Below are 21,323 nucleotides of genomic sequence, written 5' to 3'. Positions count from 1 at the left end.
GATCAGACGCCGCCGACGCGGATCTGGTCCTGATAGACGGCCTCCGAGACGCCGGCCCAGGCGTCGTGCTTGGCCTTGAAGGCCAGGAACGAGTCATAGACCTTCTTGATCTTCGGATCGGAGGCGGCGAGGCCCTCGAGCGTCTTCTTGGTGACGCCGCGCAGGCCCTCGACCACGTCCTTGGGCAGCGGCTGGGCGATGACGCCCTGGTTCTTGACGAGGTCGTCGAGCGCGTCCGAGTTGGTCGCCTCGCACCAGGTCTGGCTGATCGTGTTGCAGGCGTAGGCCGCCGAGCGGACGATCGCCTTCAGGTCGTCGGGCAGCGAGTCCCAGGCGGCCTGGTTCACCACGAGCTCGGTGACGTTGTTCGGCTCGTGCCAGCCGGTGGTGTAGTAATACTTCGCCGCCTTCTGGAGGCCGAGGCGACGGTCCTGGAACGGGCCGACGAACTCGGCCGCGTCGATCACGCCGCGTTCCAGCGCCGGGAAGATCTCGCCCGCGGGCAGCAGCTTCACGTCGACGCCGAGCTGGGCGTAGACCTTCCCCGCAAGGCCCGCGATGCGCATCTTGAGGCCCTTGAAGTCCTCGAGCTTCTCGATCGGCTTGCGGAACCAGCCGGTCATCTGCACGCCGGTGTTGCCCATCGGCATGGGGACGAGGTTGAAGGGCTTGTAGAGCTCCTCCCACAGCGCGAGCCCTCCGCCGTGCAGGATCCACGCGGTCTGCCCCTGGAAGTTGAGCCCGAACGGAACCGTGGTGAAGAACTGGGCGGCCGGCACCTTTCCTGCCCAAAAGTATGAGTTCGCCGCGTTCATCTCGACCGTGCCGGCCGAGCAGGCGTCGAAGCCCTCGAGCGCCGGGATGAGCTCGCCGGCGGCGAAGTGCTGGATGGTCAGGCGCCCTCCCGACATCTGCTTCACCAGCTCGCAGAAATGCGTCGGCGAGCCGGGGCCGGTCACGTAGAACGGCGCGCCCGGGCCGTAGGCGTTGGTCATCTTCCAGGAGAAGGTCTGCTGGGCGCGGGCGACCGCCGGCGCTGCGAGGGACGCCACGGCGCCGAGCGCGCCCGCGGACAAGACTTTACGACGATCCATTGCTGCCTCGCTTGGCCGCCCCCGACGGCGGCGCAGATCACATTGCCAAGCGCCACCAGCAAGTGGCATGCCACCCCGATCGGGTGAGCGGCTCACGCTTTCGGGATCGCCCGGTCGCGCCGTCGGCGAGGCGGACGGGTGCGGGTCGCGCTGGGGAGAACTCCGGATCGGCGAGATCGATCGCGTTCGTCTGGAACGTGGCGCGCAGGCGCGGCCGTGCGCGGACCTGATCGCGGCCTCGACGGCGTCCGGGTCGAGACGGCCCGGCCGAGGGTCGATGGCGACGAAGCGCGGAAGCGGGCCTGCGAGCCAGGGCCGCTCCGTCATCCCCCGAGGCGCCGGAGCACAGCCCGGGGGAGCAAGGCCAGGCGAAGCCGCGCGGCCGGGAAGGCGGAGATCCGCCCGCCCGGCCGAACAGGCCGCCTCAGCGGCCGCCGCTGAGCTGCTCGGCCGACGGGTCGATCTGACGGGCCGCGCGCAGGCCGGACTCGATCGCGCCCTCGACCCAGCCGGTCTTGAGCGTGGTGAAGTCGCCGGCGAAATGGATGCGTCCTTCCGGCTGCGTCCATTCGCGGATCATCCAGCCGCCGCCGATGGGCGGGCCGCCGAACGAGCCCTTGATCCAGGGCTGCTCGCTCCAGGCGAAGTCGCTGACGCTGACCACCTCGCCGAGGAGACCCGGCGCGTCCTTCTCGAACTGGCTCACGATGCGCGGGCCGCGCTCGGCGCGCGGCAGCGCCAGCACCGCGTCGGCGTTGTCGCCGTTCAGATAGAAGAAGCCGCTGCCGTGGCCGCCCGGCTCGTTGCCGGTGATGTCGATGAAGCGCTCCCACGGCCGGTCGCCGCCGGCCATCGGCCAGCCGCGGACGGTCTGCGCGAGCCAGGACGGCGACTTGGTCTTGACGATGATCTTCACCGTCTTGTCCCACTCCATCTCGGCGAACATGCGCGCCTTGCCGGCCGACCAGCCGGGCTTGACCGCGATCTCGTCCATCACGCTGAACGGGATGGTGGAGACGATCGCGTCGCCCTCGAACTGCTTGCCGTCCGCAGTGCTGACGCGCACGCGGTCGCCGCTCTGGTCGATCTCGGCCACCTGAGCGTTCAGCACGATCTTGTCCGGCCCGATCGCGGCCGCCATGGCGAGCGGCAGGCGGTTGTTGCCGCCGCGGATGCGGAACACGTTCTGGTCGCCGAAGTGGTAGGCGAGGTCGGCCACGATGCCGAGCGCCTGGGACGAGGGCGTGAAGGTGCCGCCATGGGCGCCGAGCAGCTTGCAGAAGTCGTCCGAAGCGCCGACGTAGCGCGCAGCAGGTCGCCGAGCACGATGTTGTCGAGCTTCTCGAGCACGTCGGGGTTCGGCCAGGCGGCGTCGAGCACCGTCTGGGTGTCGAGGCCCGCACGGAACAGATACTGGTTGAGGCTCGAGGCGATCGAGACGTTGCGCTCGGACGGGTTCAGCCGCCACGGCCAGTCGGCGAGGTTGGCGGACTTCGCCTGCTTGCCGTCGACCATGTAGAGCGGCAGGCCGTCGTTGAGGCTGAGCAGCGGCAGGTTGAAGTGCCGCACATAGTCCAGCACCAGCGGCATGTTGGAGCGGAAGTGGCCGCCGCCGGCCTCGGTGAACATGCCGTCGCCGAGCGGGACCGAGAGCAGGCGACCGCCGATGCGGTTCTGGCGCTCGAGCAGCGTCACCTTGTGGCCGCGGCGCTGAAGCGAGATCGCGGCGGTGAGGCCCGCCATGCCGGCGCCCAGGATCAGGATCTCGCGCGCGCCCGTCCGGCTCTGCGCGACGACCGGCGAGGCCAGGGGCGCGGCGGCGGCGGCGGCTGCGGAGCCCGCGAGGAGCCCGCGGCGGGAAAGGACCGCTCGCGGCGGCTGGACAGGAGACATGACTGGAGATCCGGGATCGAACGCGACCGCCGGAAGATGCATGCGCGGGATTTAAGAAAGTCTGCGCGGCCGCCGACTACCTCGCCGTCGGCGCCGCCGATGCTGCGGCGCCGCAACGCAATTGCGGCCGCGCGACCGCCCGGCTAAGGTTCGGCCGGAATTTATACATCCATGACAGGCATTTAACTTGTTTTTCGACCCAGGGTTTGAAAAGGATTCTTGGCGATTTCTGATCCCTCCCTGTTCGACGCCTTCGCGGCCTGCGGCGCGACCGCCGCAGGCGGCGTCCACCGGCCTTGCGCGAGCGCGGCCGACGGCGCGGCGCGGGACGTGCTCGAGGCGGCGCTGAACGCGGCCGGCGCGCAGACCCGCACCGACGCCGTGGGCAACCAGTTCGGGCTCTTTCGCCTCGCCGAGGCGCCGGACGCGCCGCTCGTGATGATGGGCTCGCATCTTGACAGCCAGCCGAACGGCGGCCGCTTCGACGGCGCGCTCGGGGTCGCGGCCGCGGTCCATGTCGGCGCGGCGCTGATGCGCCTGAAGCGCGAGGGCGCGCGCTTTTCCGCCGACTTCTGCGCCGTGAACTGGACCAACGAGGAAGGCGCGCGCTTCCGCCCGAGCCTGCTCGGCAGCGGCGTCTATGTCGGACGCCACACAGCCGACGAGGCGCTGGCGGCGCTCGACGACGACGGCGTCACGCTGCGCGACGCGCTCTCGGCGATCGGCCGGAACGGCGGCGACCAGGCCCCGCCGCTTCCCGCCTGCTATCTCGAGCTCCATGTCGAGCAGGGCGTCACGCTGGAGCAGGCGGGCGTCGCGGTCGGCGTCGTCACGCGGAACTGGGGCGCGACCAAGTTCGACGTGACGTACAAGGGCGAGCAGGCCCACACCGGGCCCTGCCGATGGGGCTTCGCCGCGACGCGCTGCTCGCCGCCTCCCACCTCATCGTCGAGGCCCGCGCGATCGCGGACCGCTGGCCGGGCAAGGTCCATTCCTCGGTCGGGCGTCTCGTGGTCGCGCCGAACTCCGCCAATGTGGTGCCGTGCGAGACGCGGCTCTCGCTCGAGATCCGCTCGAACGACGACGGCGTGTTGGCTGAGGCGAGCGCGCTGGCCGACGCCGCGATCGCGACGGCCGCCGAACGCGCCGCCGTCGAGGTCGCCTCGGTGGTCCGCAACGAGCGCGCCATCCGCCCGATGCCGGCGGCCGTCAGCGACCTCGTCGAGGCCTCGGCCGCAGCGCTCGGCGCGCCGAGCCTTCGCCTCGACACGGTCGCGGGCCACGACGCGATCAGCCTGCTCGGCCATTGCCCGACCGGGCTCGTCTTCGTGCCGAGCGCCGGCGGGATCGCGCACAACGAGGCTGAGTTCACCGCCCCCAAGGACGTCGAGACGGGCTTTTCCGTCTGCCTCGAGGCCGCCGCGCGGCTCTGCCGGGCCGCCGGCTCGCCCGAGCGCGCGCTCGATCAGCAGGGGCTTGCGGCGTGACGGGGCTCGAAGAGCGCGTCGGGGCCGCGGTCGCGCGCCTTCCGGGCCTCGGCGAGATCGCGGGCTTCGAGCTCGCGGCCGCGCCCGTCGCCTCGCCGACGCATCGCGCCACCGTCTCGGACTGCGTCCGGCTCGACCCGCGGGACGCATCGCCCGTCTTCCTCAAGATCCGGCACGCCGACTGCGCCGCCGACGTCTCGCCGGTCGCGGCCGAGGCCGCCGCGCGGGCCGCCGAAGCCGGCGTCGCGCCGAACGTCGTCGCGACGGCCGAGGGCGCGCTCGCGACAGAGTTTCTCGCCCCGCTTTGGCGCTACGCCCGGGTCGGCGACCTTCAGGACGTCGAACTCCTCTCGGAGACGCTCGCGGCGAAGCGGCGCCTGCACGCGGCCTCGCCGATCGGCTGGCGCTTCGATCCGTTCGAGCGCGTGCGCGCGCTCGCCGCCGAAGCCGCGGCGCTTGGCGCGCCCCTGCCCGACGGCGCGGCCGAGATGGCGGCGGCCTGCGATCTCGCGGGCGCGGCGATCGCGGCGGCGGGCGTCGACCTCGCCTTCTGCCACAATGACGGCGTCGCCTCGAACGTGATGCTGCGCGACGGCCCCGCGGGCGATCGCGTGCGGCTCGTCGATTTCGATCTCGCCGGCGACAACGACCCGTGGTTCGACGTCGGGGCGCTCATCAACGAGGCCTGCCGCTTCGAGGCCGAGCGCCGCGCCGCCATCGAGGCCTATGCGGGCGCCTGCGTCGAGCGGATCTACAATCGCTGCCGGCTCTACGGCGCCGTCGACGACGTCATGTGGGGGCTCTGGGGGATCGTGCGCGCCGTCGGCTCGAAGCGGCCCGGGATCGAGTTCTACAAATACGGCACGTGGCGGCTCTCGCACGCCCGGGCGACGCTCGGCGAGCGGGGCTTCGAGGAATGGCTGCGGCGGCTGTGACGCGGACGGGGAACGGGACAGGCCGATGAGCGCAGCCGCCAACTGGAAACGTCCCGGCGAGGCCGCGACCGACTCCGAGCGCGCGCTCGAAGGCGTGCTGGCCCAGGTCGAGCGCTGGCGCGGCGCGGCGCTGCGCTACCGACCGGTCTCGGGCGGCATCAGCAACACCAACTGGCGCATCGGCGTCGAGGGCGCGGGCGGCGACTACTTCCTGAAAGTGCCGGGCCGCGGCACCGACATGTTCATCGAGCGCGGAGCCGCCAACGACGCCAGCCGCCGCGCCCACGCCTGCGGCTTCGGGGTCGAGGTCGTCGACTTCCTGCCCGGCCCCGGCGTCGAGATCTTCGCCTTCGTGGAGGGCTTCCGCGCCTCCACCAATCTCGATTTCCTGCGCCCCGCGGTGCGCCAAAACGCCGTGACGGCGCTGCGCGCCTTCAACGACTCTCCCGCGCTCGGCCTCACCAAGACCGTGTTCGACATGATCGACGAACATGTGGAGCAGGTGGCGATGGTGGGCGGGCGCCTTCCCGCCGACCAGCCTTTCCTGATGCGCCGCCTGGAGGAGGCGAGAGCCGCGCTCACCGCCTCCGGCCTCGACCTCGTTCCCTGCATGAACGACACGCTGGCGGGCAATTTCATGATCGACGGCGACGACCGCGTGCTGCTGGTCGACTTCGAGTACGCCTCCAACAACGAGCGGGCCTACGAGCTCGCGCTCTGGTTCGACGAGATGGCGTTTCCGGAGGCGATCGAGCGCGAGCTGACCGAGGCCTATTTCGGGGCCTGGACGCCGGCGATCGACGCGCGCGTCAATGTGCTGAAGGCGCTCGGCGACCTGAAGTGGTCGACCTGGGCGATGATCCAGGACGCGGTCTCGACGCTCGACTTCGACTACTACAAATACGGCATGTGGAAATACATGCGCGCCCGCGCAGTGTTCCATCACCCCGACTGGGCGTCCTGGCTGCGGCGCGTGTGACGACCACCTCCGGCACCCACGTCCTGCCTTGCAGGCACATATGCAACACTTTCTGCGTGTGTGGTAACGTAATTGGAAAGCTTTCCAAAATAATCGTACGGCGTAACGTTCGCTCATCCGGCGCCCTTCTCCGAAGCCGGACCCACGAAAGGCCGCCCGGTCGTCGGGCGCTCTCGTCAGCGCGGCCGCATGTTTCTGAACCTGCAGAAGCAGATACTGGAGATGATCGCCCGCGGGTCGCCGCTTGCCGAAACCGCGCGGCGCATCTGCGAAGAGGCCGAACGCCTCGCGCCGAGCTCGATCTGCTCCATCCTTCTGATCGACCCTGACGGCCGGCTTCGCGGGCTCGCCGCGCCGAGCCTGCCCGCCGCCTTCTGCGACGCGATCGAGGGCGTCGCGATCGGCCCGACGTCGGATCCTGCGGCGCCGCCGCCTATCGCCGCGAGCCGGTGACCGTCGTCGACATCGCGACCGACCCGCTGTGGGAGCGCTATCGGCATCTCGCCTTGCCGCTCGGCCTTCAGGCCTGCTGGTCCTGCCCGATCCTGGGGACGCAGGGCGAGACGCTCGGCACCTTCGCGTTCTATTTCCGCACCAGGCGCGGCCCCAACGAGGACGAGGAGCAGGTGGTCGAGACCTGCGTCGATCTCTGCGCCATCGCGATCGAGCGGCACGAGGCCGAGCGCGAGATCCATCGCCTGGCCTATTTCGACACGCTGACCGGCCTCGGAAACCGCGCGAGCTTCGACATCGCGCTCGAGGCGCTCGAGGGAACCGGCGGCGCCGGGCTGCTGCTGATCGACGTCGACCGCCTGAAGATCGTCAACGACACTTTGGGCCACGCCGCCGGCGACGACCTCTTGCGCGAGATCGGCCGCCGCATCGGCGAGACCGCGCCGGACGGCGCCTACCGCATCAGCGGCGACGAATTCGCGGTCGTGCTGCGCGGGGCCAACGTCGCCGAGGCGATGCCCTGGGTCGCCGACCGCCTGCTCGAGGCGATGCAGCCGCAGGCGCTCTGCGGCGGCCGCCCGCACCGGCTCGCCGTCACGGTCGGCGGCGCGGTGCTCGGCGAGGACGGCGCAACGGTCGAGAGCCTCCGCCAGAAGGCCGACATCGCGCTCTATCACGCCAAGGACGCCCATCGCGGCGGCTTCGCGCGCTTCACCGAGGGGCTCGGCGACGCCGCCGCGCGCCGCCTCCAGGCCATCCGCGACGTCCGCGAGGCGCTCGACGAGGACCGCGTCGAGGCGTATTTCCAGCCGATCGCGCGGCTCGACACCGGGGACTTCATCGGCCTCGAGGCGCTCTGCCGCGTGTTCGGCCGCGACGGCGCGCGCATGGCCGAGGCGCCGTTCCAGCTCGCCATGACCGACGGCGTCGCCGCGACGCTGCTCACCGAACGCATGCTGACCCAGGTCGCCCGCGCGATCCGAAGCTGGCTCGACGACGGCGTCAACTTCCAGCATGTCGGGGTGAACGTGAGCGCCGGCGACTTCCATGTCGGCGCGCTGGAGAAGCGCATCTCCGGCGTGTTCGAACGCTACGGCGTGCCGCTGAGGCACGTGATCCTCGAGGTGACCGAGCTCGTCTATCTCGGCAAGAAGGACAATCTGGTGGGCGAGGCCGTGAAGGCGCTGCGCGCCCGCGGCCTGCTCGTCGCGCTCGACGACTTCGGCACCGGCTACGCCTCGCTCACCCACCTCGTGACCTTCCCCGTGGACATCATCAAGATCGACAAGTCGTTCGTTGCCGATCTCGGCGAGGGGGGACCGGGCGCGGCCATCGTCGGCGGACTGATCGACATCGCCCGCAAGCTTGGCATGAAGATCGTGGCGGAGGGCGTGGAGACCGCCGAGCAGGCCCGCCTTCTGGAGGCCCTCGGCTGCCGGCTGGGACAGGGGTTTTTCTACGCCCGCCCGGGCGACTTCGACCTCACCACCAAGCGGCTGCGCGAACGCGGCCAGCCGCTGCCCGACGCGGCGCCGGCCCGGCTGACGGCTGGCTGAGCGGGGCTTTCGCCGGGGACGCCGGCCGCGCCGCAACGATCGTCGAAAGCCGGCGAAACAAAAAAGGCGACGCCGGAGCGTCGCCCTTATTTGGTGCGTACTGACGCTTGTTAACCGCCAGACCGCGATCTCTGAGAAGGGTAGAATAACCTGGCGTCCGGCCGCGTCAAGCGGCGGACGACCTCACCGGGCCGCGACCGGAACCCTCGGTTGCAAAGTCGGCCAGCCCTGATCTAGCATCGAAGAAACAACCTGATTTCACAGGCTCCGGCAGAAGAGCGCAGCGACGACGGCGCCGCCGAGTTACAATTTTTGATTGCATAGATGCTCGGTCCTTGCCGACATTTCGCGGACGCTACGGCTCGGGAAATGGCGGCGCGACTGGATCGACGGGCAAAGCGGGGAGATTTTCGTGCGTTTCGCGTTCGATCTCGGAACCAACAGCCTCGGCTGGTGCGTCTTCGCGCTCAAGGCGACGGCGCGCCGGAGCGCATCGTCGCCATGGGCTCGCGCATCTTCTCCGATGGCCGCGACCCGAAGTCAGGCGCCTCGCTCGCCGTCGACCGGCGCGGCGCTCGCGCCATGCGGCGGCGGCGCGACCGGTTAAAGCAGCGGCAGGCCGCGCTGCTGAAGCACCTGACGCGGCTCGGCCTGTTTCCCGCCGAAGAGGCCGGGCGCAAGGCGCTCGAAGGCCTCGACCCTTACGAGCTTCGCGCCCGGGCGCTGTCCGAAGAACTGACGCTCGCCGAGATCGGCCGGGCGCTGTTCCACCTCAACCAGCGCCGCGGCTTCAAGTCGAACCGAAAGGCCGAGCGCGGCAAGGACGAGGACGCCGGAAAGATCGCGCTCGGCGTCGAAGCGCTGCGGGAAGCCATGGACGAGGCGGGCGCGGAGACGCTCGGGGCCTTCCTGTACGGCCGCCGAGTCTCTGCGCCCAACGACAACGAGATCCCCTGGGTGCGCACGCGCCTGAAGGCCGGCTCGGCCGACGCCTATGACTTCTATCCCTCGCGCGCGATCCTCGAGGACGAGTTCCAGACCATCTGGGAGCGGCAGTCTCCGTATCATCCGGACGTATTGACCGAGGAGGCGCATGACTGCCTCTACGAGATCGTCTTCCACCAGCGCCCGCTGAAGGCGCCGAAGATCGGGCGGTGCACGCTGGTTTCGGACGAGGAGCGGCTGCCCAAGGCCCATCCGCTCTTCCAGCGCCGCCGGCTGCTGGAAGAGGTGAACGCTCTCCAGATCGTGCGGCCGGGCGAGAAGGCCGAGCGGCTGACCCGCGAGCAGCGCGACACGCTGCTGCTCAAGCTGCACGACAAGCGCCGCGTCTCTTTCGAGAGCCTTCGAAAGGCGCTGAAGCTCGACCCCGACGCGCGCTTCAACAAGGAGAGCGAGAACCGCAAGGAGCTGATCGGCGACGAGATCGCGGCGGCGTTCTCGGACAAGAAGCGGTTCGGAAAGCTCTGGCTGCACCTGACGCCCGAGGAGCAGTGGGAGGTCGTGGAGACGCTGCAGGACCTCGAAACCGATGAGGACGAGCAGAATTTCCGGACTTGGCTGCGCGAGACCTACAAGCTCGACGACGAAGCCGCCCGCGCGGTCTGCGGCGCGCCTGTCCCGGAAGGCTTCGGGCGGTTCGGTTCAACGGCGACGACAAGACTGATCGAGGCGCTGAAGGCGGAGGTGATCGTCTACAGCGAAGCGGTGGAGACCGCGGGCTTCACCCACCATTCCGATTTCCGCACCGGCGAGATCTTCGAAGACGCCAAAACAGGCCGCCCGGCCCTGCCCTATTACGGCGTCGCGCTCGAGCGCCACATTCTCCCCGGCACCGCCGACCCGAACGAGATCGACGACGCGCTGCGCATCGGCCGGCTGACCAACCCGACCGTCCATATCGGCCTGAACCAGCTCCGCAAGGTCGTGAACGACCTGATCGGCCGCTTCGGCCCGCCGGAGGAGATTGCGATCGAACTCGCGCGCGAGCTCAAGCTTGACGAGGACGAGAAGAAGAAGCGCAACCGCGAGAACAACGAGAACCGCATCGCGGCCGAGAAGCGCTCCAAGAAGCTGATTGAACTTCGCCAGCCCGACACCGGCGGCAACCGCGCGCTGCTGAAGCTGTGGGAGGAGCTCAACCTCGAGAACGTGCTCGACCGCCGCTGCCCTTATTCCGGCCGTCAGATCAGCGCCGAGATGCTGTTCAACGGCACGGTCGACGTCGACCACATCCTGCCCTTCACCAAGACGCTCGACGACTCCAACGCCAACAAGACCGTCTGCCTGCGCGAGGCCAACAGGCTGAAGCGCAACCGCTCGCCCTTCGAGGCGCAGGCCGATTTCGCGCGCCAGTTCGGCGCCGACGCCGAATGGGAGGCGATCGGCGCGCGCGCCGCCAAGATGCCGAGGAACAAGCGCTGGCGCTTCGAGCCGGACGCGATGCAGAAATTCGACAGCGACGATCCGGAATTCGGCAAGAGCTTCATCGCCCGGCAGCTCACCGACACCCAGCACCTGTCGCGGCTCGCGCGCGAGTATCTCTCCGCGCTCTATCCCCATCGCGGCGAGGGCAGTTCGAGAGTCTGGGTCTCGCCCGGGCGCCTGACCGAGATGGTGCGTCGCAAGCTCGGGCTGAACGACCTCCTGCACGACCACAATCTCGGGGCCGACCAGCCCAAGAACCGCAAGGACCACCGCCACCACGCCATCGACGCCGCGGTGATCGGGATCGTGGACCGCGGCATGCTGCAGGCGGCCGCGCGCGCCTCCGGCCAGGAGGGCGCGGACGGGCGCGAGAAAATCGTGTTCCCCGAACCGTGGGAGGGGTTTCGCGAGGATCTGCGCCGCGCCGTCAACGCCATCGTGGTGAGCCACCGGCCCGACCACGGCACGGTCTCCAAGGCGAGCCTCGCGAAAGGCGCGGACAAGACCGCCGGCCGCCTGCACAACGACACGGCCTATGGGCTCACGGGGCAAAAGGACGCCCGTGGGAACGACATCGTGGTCCACCGCGCGCCGCTCTCCTCGTTCAAGAAACCGGCCGACCTCGAAGATATTCGCGACGAGCACCTGAAGCAGGCGCTGAAGGACTGGACGGCCGGCAAGGAGGGCGCGGCCTTCGAGCAGGCGTTGCGCGCGTTCGGCGACAAGGAGCTCGGCCCGCGCAGCTACCCCAACATCCGCCGCGTGCGGATGGTCGAGCCGCTTAAGGTGATCCCGATCCGCGACAGGAACGGGCGCGCCTACAAGGGCTACAAGGGCGATTCGAACTATCGCTACGACGTCTGGGAGCTGAAGGACGGCAAGTGGGTGTCGGAGGTCGTCTCGATGTTCGACGCCCACAGCGCCGCCTGGAGCTCGGCGATCCGCGCCGCGAATCCGACGGCCAAGAAGGTGCTGAGCCTGCACAGGGACGATGTTCTGGCGATCGAGCGCGAAGGCGCCGTCGAGCTGATGCGGATCGTCAAGTTCTCCGAAAAGCAGTTCGCGCTCGCAGCCCCCAATGAGGCCGGCGCTCTCAAAGCGCGGGACGCCGACAAGTCGGACCCCTTCAAATACGTTTATCCCTCTCCCAACACGCTGAAGGCGTGGCGCGCGCGACAAATCCGCGTCGATCCCCTCGGCCGCGTCAGCGACCCCGGCTTCCCGGCCCGCACGGCCGTGCGGCGCACCAAGCCGAAAGCCTGAGCCGATGGAGCGCGTCGTCGACATCGCCACCGACGGCCGCCATCTCTCCGCCCATCGCGGCTTCCTGATCGTGAGCGAAGACCGCGCCGAGGTCGGCCGCGTGCCGCTCGACGACGTCGCGGCCGTCATCGTCCACGCCCATGGCGTGACCTGGACCACGAGCCTCGTGGCGAGCCTCGCCGAACGCGGCGCGCCGGTGGTGCTGTGCGGCGCGAACCACGCCCCGGTCGCCGTGTGCCTGCCGATCGACGGCCATCATGGCCAGAACGCCCGCATGCGCGCGCAATGGGAGGCCGGAAAGCCGCTCGCCAAGCAGATCTGGCGCGAGATCGTCATCGCCAAGATCCGCTGGCAGGACGCCGCGCTCGACGCGCTCGGCCGCCGGGTTCTGGCGCTCGAGATGATGTCGCGGCGCGTGCGCTCGGGCGACCCCGAAAACATCGAGGCGCAGGCCGCGCGCCGCTACTGGCCGGCGCTGATGGGCGCCGACTTCCGCCGCGACCGCGCGCTCGAGGGACCCAACGCCCTGCTCAACTACGGCTACACGGTGATGCGGGCGCTCGTCTCGCGCTCGCTCGTGGCGAGCGGGCTGCACCCGTCGATCGGCGTCCACCACGCCAATCGCGGCAGCGCCTTCGCGCTCGCCGACGACCTGATGGAGCCCTTTCGGCCGCTGGTCGATCTCGTGGCCGTCCGCCTGCTGGAGCGCGGCGTCGACACCGTCACGCCCGAGGCCAAGCGCGCCTTCGCGACGCTGATCGCCCTCGACCTGCCCGGCGAGGCCGGCGTCACCACCGTGTCCACCGCCGCCATCCGGGCCGCGCAGTCGCTCGCCCGCAGCTTCGAGACCGGCCGGGCGAGCGAACTCCGCCTGCCGCGCCCGCCGTCGGCGCTCGAGCTCGCCGCGCTTGGCGCGCCGGCGCCGGTCGCGGCCATTGCGGACGACATGGGATGACCGTCGCGGAGGCGTTCTCCGCCGCCCAGCTCAGCGGCTACCGGCTCATGTGGATCTTCGTGATGTTCGACCTGCCGGTGACGACCAAGGCGCAGTCGCGCGCCGCCACGAAATTCCGGCAGTTCCTGCTCGACGAGGGCTTCGAGAAGAGTCAGTTTTCGGTCTATGCGCGCTTCTGCAACGGCAAGGAGCAGTTCGAAGCCTATATGCGGCGGATCGAGCGCGCTTTGCCCGACCGCGGCGACGTGCACGTCCTCACCTTCACGGACCGGCAATATGAAAACATCGTCCGTTTCTCCGGCCAGCGCCGTCGCCGCCCGCGCAAGAACCCGGACCAACTCGCTTTGTTCTAGGGGTCAGGCTGGTTTCGCCGGCCTGGATGCGGCTGCTTTCCCGTTGTTTTGCAACGGGTTGGCAGCCGCTCCAGAATAGCCGCTCAGAGATCGCGGTCCAGCGGCAACGACGCGAGCGATGTCCTCCGCCATTCGCTTAGAATAGCCGCTCAGAGATCGCGGTCCAGCGGCAACACGGCCAGATCCGGGGCGCTGCGATCCACCAGAATAGCCGCTCAGAGATCGCGGTCCAGCGGCAACTTCCAGCCGCGCTCGGCGTGCCAGCCGCGGAAGAATAGCCGCTCAGAGATCGCGGTCCAGCGGCAACTCAGCGAATTCATTAGCGATAGGGACGGGCAGAATAGCCGCTCAGAGATCGCGGTCCAGCGGCAACGCGGCGGCCCTCCGCGGCGAAGGCGCGAGAGAATAGCCGCTCAGAGATCGCGGTCCAGCGGCAACTGATCGTGACGCGTGGAGCCCACGCGCGGGAGAATAGCCGCTCAGAGATCGCGGTCCAGCGGCAACGAGGCCGACGAGCGGCCCCAAGCCGAAGGCAGAATAGCCGCTCAGAGATCGCGGTCCAGCGGCAACCGATCAGGCCAACTGCCTTGAGGCCACCCTAGAATAGCCGCTCAGAGATCGCGGTCCAGCGGCAACAACGGCGATCCCACATATCAGCTTGGCGTTAGAATAGCCGCTCAGAGATCGCGGTCCAGCGGCAACGGCCGGGTCTCCGAGGCCTTCCGTTCGATGAGAATAGCCGCTCAGAGATCGCGGTCCAGCGGCAACTGTCACAACGGGCGGCACAACTGGTAGGAAAGAATAGCCGCTCAGAGATCGCGGTCCAGCGGCAACTGGGTGCTACGTGATAATGGTTATTACACGAGAATAGCCGCTCAGAGATCGCGGTCCAGCGGCAACTCTGCCGGCGACGCGCTGGGCGGCTCCTCGAAGAATAGCCGCTCAGAGATCGCGGTCCAGCGGCAACGAGAAGCGCGGTGAGGCCCGACGACCAATCAGAACAGCCGCTCAGAGCGCGCGCTCAACGGCGCCGCCGCGCGGGGCGCCGTCACTCGCCGACCGCAAGACCCTCGCGGCGGGGGTCGACGCCGCCGGTCAGGCCATCGGGCGAGATCGCGATCGCTTGCACGCCCGAGGTCATGTCGGAGATCCTGGTCTCGAAGCCGAGCGCCCCCAGCGGCCCGGCCAGCTTGTCGGCGGCCGGGCCCGTCTCCAGCTCGAACGGGCCGTTGCGGTTCAGCATGTTGGGCAGCGCCGCCGCGCGGCCGACGTCCATGCCCCAGTCGAGATGGGCGATGAGCGTCTTGGCCACATAGCCGATGATCTGGCTGCCGCCGGGCGAGCCGAGGCTGAGAACCGGGCGGCCGTCCTTCAGCACGATGGTGGGGGCCATGGAGGAGCGCGGCCGCTTGCCCGGCTCGACGCGGTTGGCCACCGGAACGCCCTCGCGATGCGAGCGGAAGGAGAAGTCGGTGAGCTCGTTGTTGAGCAGGAAGCCGCGCGCCATCAGCCGCGAGCCGAAGCCGGCCTCGATCGTGGTCGTCATCGAGACCACGTCGCCGGCGCCGTCGACGATCGACAGATGGCTGGTGCCCGGAAGCTCGATCGCGGGATCGGGCGCGAAGCGCAAGGCGTGCGACCATTTCGGGCTGCCGGCCGGCGCCTCGGCGAGCGCGCGCTCGCCGGCGAGCAACGTCGCGCGCTCGGCGAGATAGTCGCGCGCCAGAAGGCCCTTGGTCGGCTGCGGCACGAAGGCCGGATCGGCGACGTAGCGCTCGCGGTCCGCGAAGGCGAGGCGCGAGGCGTCGCCGATGAGCCGCCAGGCCTTCGCGCTGTCGGGGCCGAGCGCCGTGAGGTCGGTCCCCTCCAGCATGCCGAGGATCTGCGCGACCGCGATGCCGCCCGAGGAGGGCGGGCCGATGCCGCAGACCTGATAGGCGCGATAGGCGCCGCAGACCGCTTCGCGCTCGACCACGGCGTAGCGGGCGAGGTCGTCGGCCGCGAGCACGCCCGGGTTCTTGGCGTTGCGCACCGCCGAGACGATGTCGGCGGCGATCGGTCCCTCGTAGAAGGCGTTCGCGCCGCCGTCGCGCAGCGCCTTCAGCGTCTCGGCGTAGGCCGGGTTCACGAGCCGCCGGCCTTGTTGCAGCGGCTCGCCGCCGGGCAGGAAATAGGCGGCGGCCGCCGGATCGCGGGCGAGCCGCTGCGCGTCCGCGGCGATCTGGGCGGCAAGCCGCGGCGAGACGTCAAAACCCTGTTGGGCGAGCCGGATGGCCGGCGCGAACAGGTCCGCCCAGGCGAGCTTGCCGAAGCGGCGATGCGCGGCCTCGAGCAGCCGCGGCGTGCCGGGCGCCCCGACCGAGCGCCCGCCCACCACGGCGTCCATGAAGGCGAGCGGCTCGCCGGCCTCGGTCTGGAACAGCGTGGGCGTCGCGGCCGCGGGCGCGGTCTCGCGGCCGTCGAGCGTCGTCAGCCTGCCCTCGCCCGCGTCCCAGTGGACAAGGAACGCGCCGCCGCCAAGGCCGGAGGACTGCGGCTCCACGAGCCCGAGCACCAGTTGGGCCGCGATCGCGGCGTCGACGGCGCTGCCGCCCCGGCGCAGCATGTCGGCGGCGGCGGCGGTCGCGTGCGGGTTCGCGGCGGCGGCCATCCAGTTCCTGGCGGAGACGAGCGGCTTGGGCTGAAGGCCGCTCGCGATCTCGGGCGCGAGCGCGTCGGAGGCCTGCGGCGCGAACTGGGCGGCGGCGGGCGCGGCGAGAAGCGCGAAGCTTGCAAGGATGCTTGCGAACAGGCTCGCAAGGGCTGCGGCGGCGCGGCGCATGGCTGGCTCCATCCTCGGGCGGCGGGGCGAGACAGCGATGATCGGGCGGCGCCGGGCCGGATCAAGTCTCGGCGGCCCGGCGCGTTTTCCAGACGCGCCGGTTGCGCTCGCCTTACGCGGCCTGCGCCAGCGCCTCGCCCGCCGCGAGCGCGATCCTGTCGCGGATGGCCGCCGGCACCTGTCGCGAGCTCATGGCGCGCGGCTCGTCGCGCTCGGCGATCACGTCGGCGGTCGCGCCGTAGAGCGCCTCGAACTCGGCGAAGTTGTCGAAGGCGCGGCGGGCGACAGGGTCGGCGAGGCCTGTCCGCACAAGAGATAATGGCCGGCCGCCCCTCAGACGAGCCAACGGCGTCAGCCGGCGCTCCATAGGGTCAGGGCCGTCTCGCAGCGGCGCAAAGGCCGGCGCGAGAGCGGCGCAAAACGTTGTCGTCGCAGCGTTTTAACATGCCCGTCGCGTCATTAACCGGCCGTTAGGGTTAACGCTTTATCACCGTCGGCGAGCGGCCCTGCCATCGGGGCCGAAACAGGGGTTTTCGCCATGTCCGAGGTCCGGTCCGTCGCGGTCCGTCTCGCGGCGGTCGTCGTGCTCGGCGCGACGCTCGCCGGCTGCATGACCGACAAGGACGTCACCGGCTCGATCCAGCCGACCTCGGCGAGCCGCGAAGTCGCGACGGGCGCAGGCTCCGAGGCGCGCTGGCGCGAGCTCGCGGCGCGATACGGCCCGGCCTACGAGAAAAACCCGAACGACGCGGCCACCGCCTATGCCTATGGCGTGACCCTGCGCGCGCTCGGCCAGCGCGCCCAGGCGCTCGCCGTGCTCGAGGCCGCAAGCCTCAGGAACCCGAACCAGAAGCAGATCCTGGCCGCCTATGGCCGCGCGCTCGCGGACGCCGGGCGGTTCGACGACGCGCTCGCCGTGCTCGGCAAGGCCCATACGCCCGACGCGCCGGACTGGCGCATCCTCAACGCGCAGGGCGCGATCCTCGACCAGCTCGGCCGCTCCGACGAGGCCCGCGCGCATTACGACAGCGCGCTCAAGATCGCCCCGGGCGAGCCCTCGGTCCTGTCCAATCTCGGCCTGTCCTACGCGCTGTCGAAGGACCTGACGAAGGCCGAGGCGACGCTCGCCCAGGCGGCGCTCAGCCCCAAGGCCGACGAAAAGGTGCGGGCGAACCTCGCGATGGTTCAGCGCCTCAAGGCCGGCGCGGCGCTGGCGCCGAAGCGGAACGGCTGATCGACCGGGACTGCGTGCTTCGAGACGCCTGCTTCGCAGGCTCCTCAGCATGAGGACGGTCTTGGCTCTCCAACGGTACTCATGCTGAGGAGCCGGCCAACCGGCCGGCGTCTCGAAGCACGCAGCGTCGCGTCAGCCCCGTTCAGAACGTCGTGCGGCTGCGGATCGCGGCCGCGAGCGTGCCGTCGTCGAGATAATCGAGCTCGCCGCCGACCGGCACGCCATGGGCGAGGCGCGTGACCTTCACCTCGGCGTCGGTCAGAAGATCCGTGACGTAGTGCGCCGTGGTCTGGCCCTCGACGGTGGCGTTGACCGCAAGGATGACTTCCTTGACCTCCGGCGCCCGGGCCCGCTCGGCGAGCGTGCCTAGATTGAGGTCTTCCGGCCCCCGTCCGTCGAGCGCCGACAGCGTGCCGCCGAGCACATGGTAGCGCGCCGAGATCGCGGCCGAGCGCTCGAGCGCCCAGAGATCGGAGACGTCCTCCACCACCACGATGGTCGAGGGGTCGCGCCGGCCGTCGCGGCAGATGGAACAGGGGTTCTGGGTGTCGACGTTCGCGCAGGTCGAGCAGACCTCGACGCGCTCGCAGGCGATGCGCATGGCCTCCGAGAGCGGCTCCAGCAGCTGGCCCCGGCGGGTCAGCAGGTGGAGCGCCGCGCGCCGCGCCGAGCGGGGCCCGAGGCCCGGCAGCTTCGCTAGAAGCTGGATCAGCCGTTCGATCTCGGGGCCGGCCGCCGCCATCGGCTCAGAGCCAGTCCGGGACGCGGTCGAGGGCGATGAGCTCCTCGACGCTCGGGCGCGGCCGCACCACGGCGTAGCGGTCGCCGTCGACCAGGACCTCGGGCACGAGCGGGCGCGAATTGTAGGTCGAGGCCTGCGTCGCCCCAGGCGCCGGCCGACATCACCGCGATGAGGTCTCCGGCCTGCGGCAGCGCCATGTCGCGAGAGAGCGCCAGATAGTCGCCGGTCTCGCAGACCGGGCCCACGACGTCGGCGCGCACGCGCTCGGCGTCGTCGGCGGCTCCGAAACCGGCCAGATCTCGTGATGGGCGTCGTAGAGCGTCGGGCGGATCAAGTCGTTCATGCCGGCGTCGACGATCGCGAAGGTCTTGTCGGCGCCGTCCTTGACGTAGATGACGCGGGAAAGCAGCACGCCGGCGTTGCCGACGATGAGGCGGCCCGGCTCGAAGATCAAACGGGCGTCGATGTCTTTCGTGCGCCGCTTCACCATCTCGGCGTAGTCGACGGGGAGCGGCGGCGCGGCGTTCGAGTCGCGATAGGGGATGCCGAGCCCGCCGCCGACGTCGACATGGTCGATCCGGTGGCCGTCCTGGCGAAGCTCGCCGACGAACGCCACCAGGCGCTCGATCGCCTGATCGAAGGGCGCGAGGTCGGTGATCTGGCTGCCGATGTGCATGTCGACGCCCGAGACCTCGATCCCCGGCAGGCGCGCGGCTTCGGCGTAGACGGCGCGCGCGCGGGCGATCGGCACGCCGAACTTGGTCTCCGACGAGCCCGTCGAAATCTTGGCGTGGCTCTTGGCGTCGACGTCGGGGTTCACGCGCAGCGCGATGTGGGCGGTCTTGGCCCTCTGCGCGGCGATCTGCGACAGCAGGCGCAGCTCCGGCTCGCTCTCGACGTTGAAGCAGAGGATCCCGGCGTCCAGCGCCTGGGCGAGCTCGGCCGCGGTCTTGCCGACGCCCGAGAAGGTGACGCGGTCGGCCGGACATCCCGCGGCGAGCGCCCGGGAGAGCTCCCCGCCCGAGACCACGTCCATGCCGCAGCCGAGCTTGGCCAGCAGGCTCAGCACCGCCTGGTTCGAGAGCGCCTTCGCGGCGTAGCAGATCAGGTGGTCGACGCCCGCGAAGGCCTCGTCGAAGACGCGGACGTGCCGCGTCAGCGTCGCGCGCGAATAGACATAGACCGGGGTGCCGACCTCGTCGGCGATGCGGGAGAGAGGGACGCCCTCCGCATGGAGCGCGCCGTCCACATAATCGAAATGATGCATGGCGTGTCGGCCGCTCCGGTCCGGCCGGTCAGTTCAGCAGGCCGTCGAGCACGAACGGACGGTCGGGGCGCTTCGGTTTCTCGACGGTCGAGCCGTCGGGCTGGGTGCGCTTCTCCATCTGCGTGCCGGACGGATATTCGGGATCGCCCTTCTTGCCGCAGGCGGCGAGCGCCGTCGCGGTCGCGACGATCAGGGCGAGGGCGGCGGCGCGGGTCAGCACGTGGCGGATCCTCGGATCGGGAGAAGCGACGGTCGTCCTGCCCCGGATAAACCGGGGGACGGCGGCCGTCGAGGGCAAATGCGCTTGAGGAAAGGGAGCGCGTGCTTCGATAAGGAAGGTCTGGCTTGACTGAAGCAGTCCTCATGCTGAGGAGCCTGGCGTAAGCCAAGCGTCTCGAAGCACGCAGTTCCGATCCATCAGCCCTCGAGCTTCGCCGCCTCCTTGGCGAGCCGCCGCTTCCAACGCTGGGCTTGCGCGCGCACGTTCTTCGGGGCCGTGCCGCCATAGCTCACGCGGCTGCGGACCGAGTTTCGGACGCCGAGCACCGCGAACACCTCCTCGACGATGCGCGGCTCGACCTCCTGCATGGCTTCGAGCGAAAGCCGCTCGAGCGGGACCTTGGCCTCGGACGCCTTAGCGACCAGACGGCCCGTGACGTGATGGGCCTCCGGAACGGCATGCCGACGACCCGCACCAGCCAGTCGGCGAGGTCGGTGGCGGTGGAGAAGCCCGCGCCTGCGGCCCGGCGCATGGCGGACAGGTTCGGCTCCATGTCCTCGACCATGCCGGCGGTCGCGGCGATCGACAGCGAGAGCGTGTCGAGCGCGTCGAACAGCCCTTCCTTGTCCTCCTGCATGTCCTTCGAATAGGCGAGCGGCAGGCCCTTCATGACGGTGAGCATGCCGACCAGCGCGCCGACCACGCGCCCGGTCTTGCCGCGCACGAGTTCGGCGGCGTCCGGATTGCGCTTCTGCGGCATGATCGAGGAGCCGGTCGAGAACCGGTCCGACAGGCGGATGAAGCCGAACTGCGGCGTCGACCACAGCACCAGCTCCTCGGCGAAGCGCGACAGGTGCCCGGCGCAGATCGCGGCGAGCGACAGCGTCTCCAGCACGAAGTCGCGATCGGAGACGGCGTCGAGCGAATTCGCCGTCGGCCGGTCGAAGCCGAGCGCGCGCGCCGTCATCTCGCGGTCGATCGGGAACGAGGTTCCGGCGAGCGCGGCCGAGCCCAGCGGGCACTCGTTCATGCGCTTGCGGGCGTCGGCGACGCGGCCGCGGTCGCGCCCGATCATCTCCACATAGGCCATGAGGTGATGGCCGAAGGTGACGGGCTGCGCGCTCTGCAGATGGGTGAAGCCCGGCATCACGTCGCCGGCGTGTTTCAGCGCCTTGTCGACCAGCGCCTGCTGCAGCCCGAGCAGCTGGCCGTCGAGCCCGTCGAGCGCGTCGCGCACGAACAGCTTGAAGTCGGTCGCCACCTGGTCGTTGCGCGAACGCGCGGTGTGGAGGCGCCCGGCCGGCGCGCCGATCTTGTCGGCGAGGCGGCTCTCGACGTTCATATGGATGTCCTCGAGCGCCTTCGAGAACGTGAAGCTCCCGGACTCGATTTCGGCCAGAACCTCGTCCAGACCCTTCTCGATCGCGGCCGCGTCGTCCCAGGAGACGATGCCGGCGGCGGCCAGCATGCCGACGTGGGCCTTGGACCCGGCGATGTCCTGGGCGTAGAAGCGGCGGTCGAAATCGATCGAGGCGTTGATCGCCTCCAGCACCGCGTCCGGCCCTTCGGCGAACCGCCCGCCCCACATCGCGTTGCTCATCGGATTGGTCCTTCGCCCGCGCCTCGCGCGCCGGCACTATCGAG

General features: G+C 70.1%; 15 protein-coding genes, 4 pseudogenes and 1 CRISPR repeat array. Of the genes and pseudogenes, 10 read left to right on the top strand and 9 right to left on the bottom strand.

The features are described 5' to 3' along the window. Positions 1-2: 2 nt before the first annotated feature. The 3 genes and pseudogenes from K6K41_RS17115 to K6K41_RS17105 all read right to left on the bottom strand — a co-directional run. Positions 3-1,052, bottom strand: a complete 1,050-nt coding sequence (locus K6K41_RS17115) for a TRAP transporter substrate-binding protein (protein WP_261401513.1) — start codon at positions 1,050-1,052, stop codon at positions 3-5. Positions 1,053-1,518: 466 nt separating this feature from the next. Then, positions 1,519-2,562 (bottom strand): flavin monoamine oxidase family protein, encoded by a 1,044-nt coding sequence (locus K6K41_RS17110; RefSeq protein ID WP_261401512.1) that lies wholly within the window; start codon positions 2,560-2,562, stop codon positions 1,519-1,521. A 59-nt stretch (positions 2,563-2,621) separates the two neighbouring features. Next, positions 2,622-2,837: pseudogene (locus tag K6K41_RS17105) on the bottom strand (FAD-dependent oxidoreductase); the annotation flags it as partial. Positions 2,838-3,425: 588 nt separating this feature from the next. On the opposite strand from K6K41_RS17105, the pseudogene K6K41_RS17100 reads away from it, so the two are divergent. From K6K41_RS17100 to cas2, 9 genes and pseudogenes are all read left to right on the top strand, one after another. After that, positions 3,426-3,878 (top strand): annotated as a pseudogene (locus tag K6K41_RS17100) (M20/M25/M40 family metallo-hydrolase); the annotation flags it as partial. An 11-nt stretch (positions 3,879-3,889) separates the two neighbouring features. Beyond that, complete coding sequence (locus K6K41_RS17095; RefSeq protein ID WP_261401511.1) at positions 3,890-4,474, top strand: M20/M25/M40 family metallo-hydrolase; 585 nt, start codon at positions 3,890-3,892, stop codon at positions 4,472-4,474. Next, a complete protein-coding gene (locus K6K41_RS17090; protein ID WP_261401510.1) occupies positions 4,471-5,409 on the top strand; it encodes a phosphotransferase family protein in 939 nt (312 codons plus the stop codon). The genes K6K41_RS17095 and K6K41_RS17090 overlap by 4 nt, the downstream gene beginning before the upstream one ends. A gap of 25 nt (positions 5,410-5,434) precedes the next feature. Further along, entirely contained in the window at positions 5,435-6,388 is a 954-nt protein-coding gene (locus K6K41_RS17085; protein WP_261401509.1) for a choline kinase family protein, read from the top strand. Between the two features lie 189 nt (positions 6,389-6,577). Next, complete coding sequence (locus K6K41_RS17080; protein WP_261401508.1) at positions 6,578-6,841, top strand: hypothetical protein; 264 nt, start codon at positions 6,578-6,580, stop codon at positions 6,839-6,841. Continuing rightward, a complete protein-coding gene (locus tag K6K41_RS17075) occupies positions 6,763-8,397 on the top strand; it encodes a putative bifunctional diguanylate cyclase/phosphodiesterase (protein ID WP_315855231.1) in 1,635 nt (544 codons plus the stop codon). Before K6K41_RS17080 ends, K6K41_RS17075 begins: the two co-directional genes overlap by 79 nt. Before the next feature lie 453 nt (positions 8,398-8,850). Next, positions 8,851-12,087, top strand: coding sequence for a type II CRISPR RNA-guided endonuclease Cas9 (gene cas9, locus K6K41_RS17070; RefSeq protein ID WP_261401506.1), 3,237 nt, complete (start codon positions 8,851-8,853; stop codon positions 12,085-12,087). Positions 12,088-12,091: 4 nt separating this feature from the next. Next, positions 12,092-13,042 carry a type II CRISPR-associated endonuclease Cas1 gene (gene cas1 / locus K6K41_RS17065; protein WP_261401505.1) on the top strand — a complete coding sequence of 317 codons (951 nt, stop codon included), beginning with the start codon at positions 12,092-12,094 and terminating at the stop codon, positions 13,040-13,042. Further along, complete coding sequence (gene cas2, locus K6K41_RS17060) at positions 13,039-13,395, top strand: CRISPR-associated endonuclease Cas2 (protein ID WP_261401504.1); 357 nt, start codon at positions 13,039-13,041, stop codon at positions 13,393-13,395. Before cas1 ends, cas2 begins: the two co-directional genes overlap by 4 nt. A 72-nt stretch (positions 13,396-13,467) precedes the next feature. Beyond that, positions 13,468-14,362: a CRISPR direct-repeat array (repeat unit 36 nt; unit sequence AGAATAGCCGCTCAGAGATCGCGGTCCAGCGGCAAC). A gap of 81 nt (positions 14,363-14,443) precedes the next feature. Here the strand turns inward: cas2 and ggt are convergent. After that, entirely contained in the window at positions 14,444-16,216 is a 1,773-nt protein-coding gene (gene ggt, locus K6K41_RS17055; protein ID WP_261401503.1) for a gamma-glutamyltransferase, read from the bottom strand. A 112-nt stretch (positions 16,217-16,328) separates the two neighbouring features. Further along, positions 16,329-16,562 (bottom strand): hypothetical protein, encoded by a 234-nt coding sequence (locus tag K6K41_RS17050; protein WP_261401502.1) that lies wholly within the window; start codon positions 16,560-16,562, stop codon positions 16,329-16,331. 192 nt (positions 16,563-16,754) lie between these two features. Between K6K41_RS17050 and K6K41_RS17045 the strand changes: the two genes are divergently transcribed. Further along, positions 16,755-17,450 (top strand): tetratricopeptide repeat protein, encoded by a 696-nt coding sequence (locus tag K6K41_RS17045; RefSeq protein WP_261401501.1) that lies wholly within the window; start codon positions 16,755-16,757, stop codon positions 17,448-17,450. A 142-nt stretch (positions 17,451-17,592) separates the two neighbouring features. Here the strand turns inward: K6K41_RS17045 and recR are convergent, their stop codons facing one another. The 4 genes and pseudogenes from recR to argH all read right to left on the bottom strand — a co-directional run bounded on the left by recR (position 17,593) and on the right by argH (position 21,279). Further along, positions 17,593-18,192: a recombination mediator RecR gene (gene recR / locus K6K41_RS17040; RefSeq protein ID WP_261401500.1), complete on the bottom strand. Its 600-nt coding sequence runs from the start codon at positions 18,190-18,192 to the stop codon at positions 17,593-17,595. Between the two features lie 4 nt (positions 18,193-18,196). Beyond that, positions 18,197-19,459: pseudogene (gene lysA / locus K6K41_RS17035) on the bottom strand (diaminopimelate decarboxylase). 28 nt (positions 19,460-19,487) lie between these two features. After that, positions 19,488-19,679, bottom strand: coding sequence for an LPS translocon maturation chaperone LptM (gene lptM, locus K6K41_RS17030; protein WP_261401499.1), 192 nt, complete (start codon positions 19,677-19,679; stop codon positions 19,488-19,490). Positions 19,680-19,876: 197 nt separating this feature from the next. After that, positions 19,877-21,279 (bottom strand): annotated as a pseudogene (gene argH / locus K6K41_RS17025) (argininosuccinate lyase). Positions 21,280-21,323: the final 44 nt, after the last annotated feature.

The organism is Chenggangzhangella methanolivorans (assembly GCF_019797865.1).
Lineage (GTDB): Bacteria > Pseudomonadota > Alphaproteobacteria > Rhizobiales > Methylopilaceae > Methylopila > Methylopila methanolivorans.
Note: the sequence above shows the minus strand (reverse complement) of the source record. Positions and strands in the feature narration are given on the sequence as shown.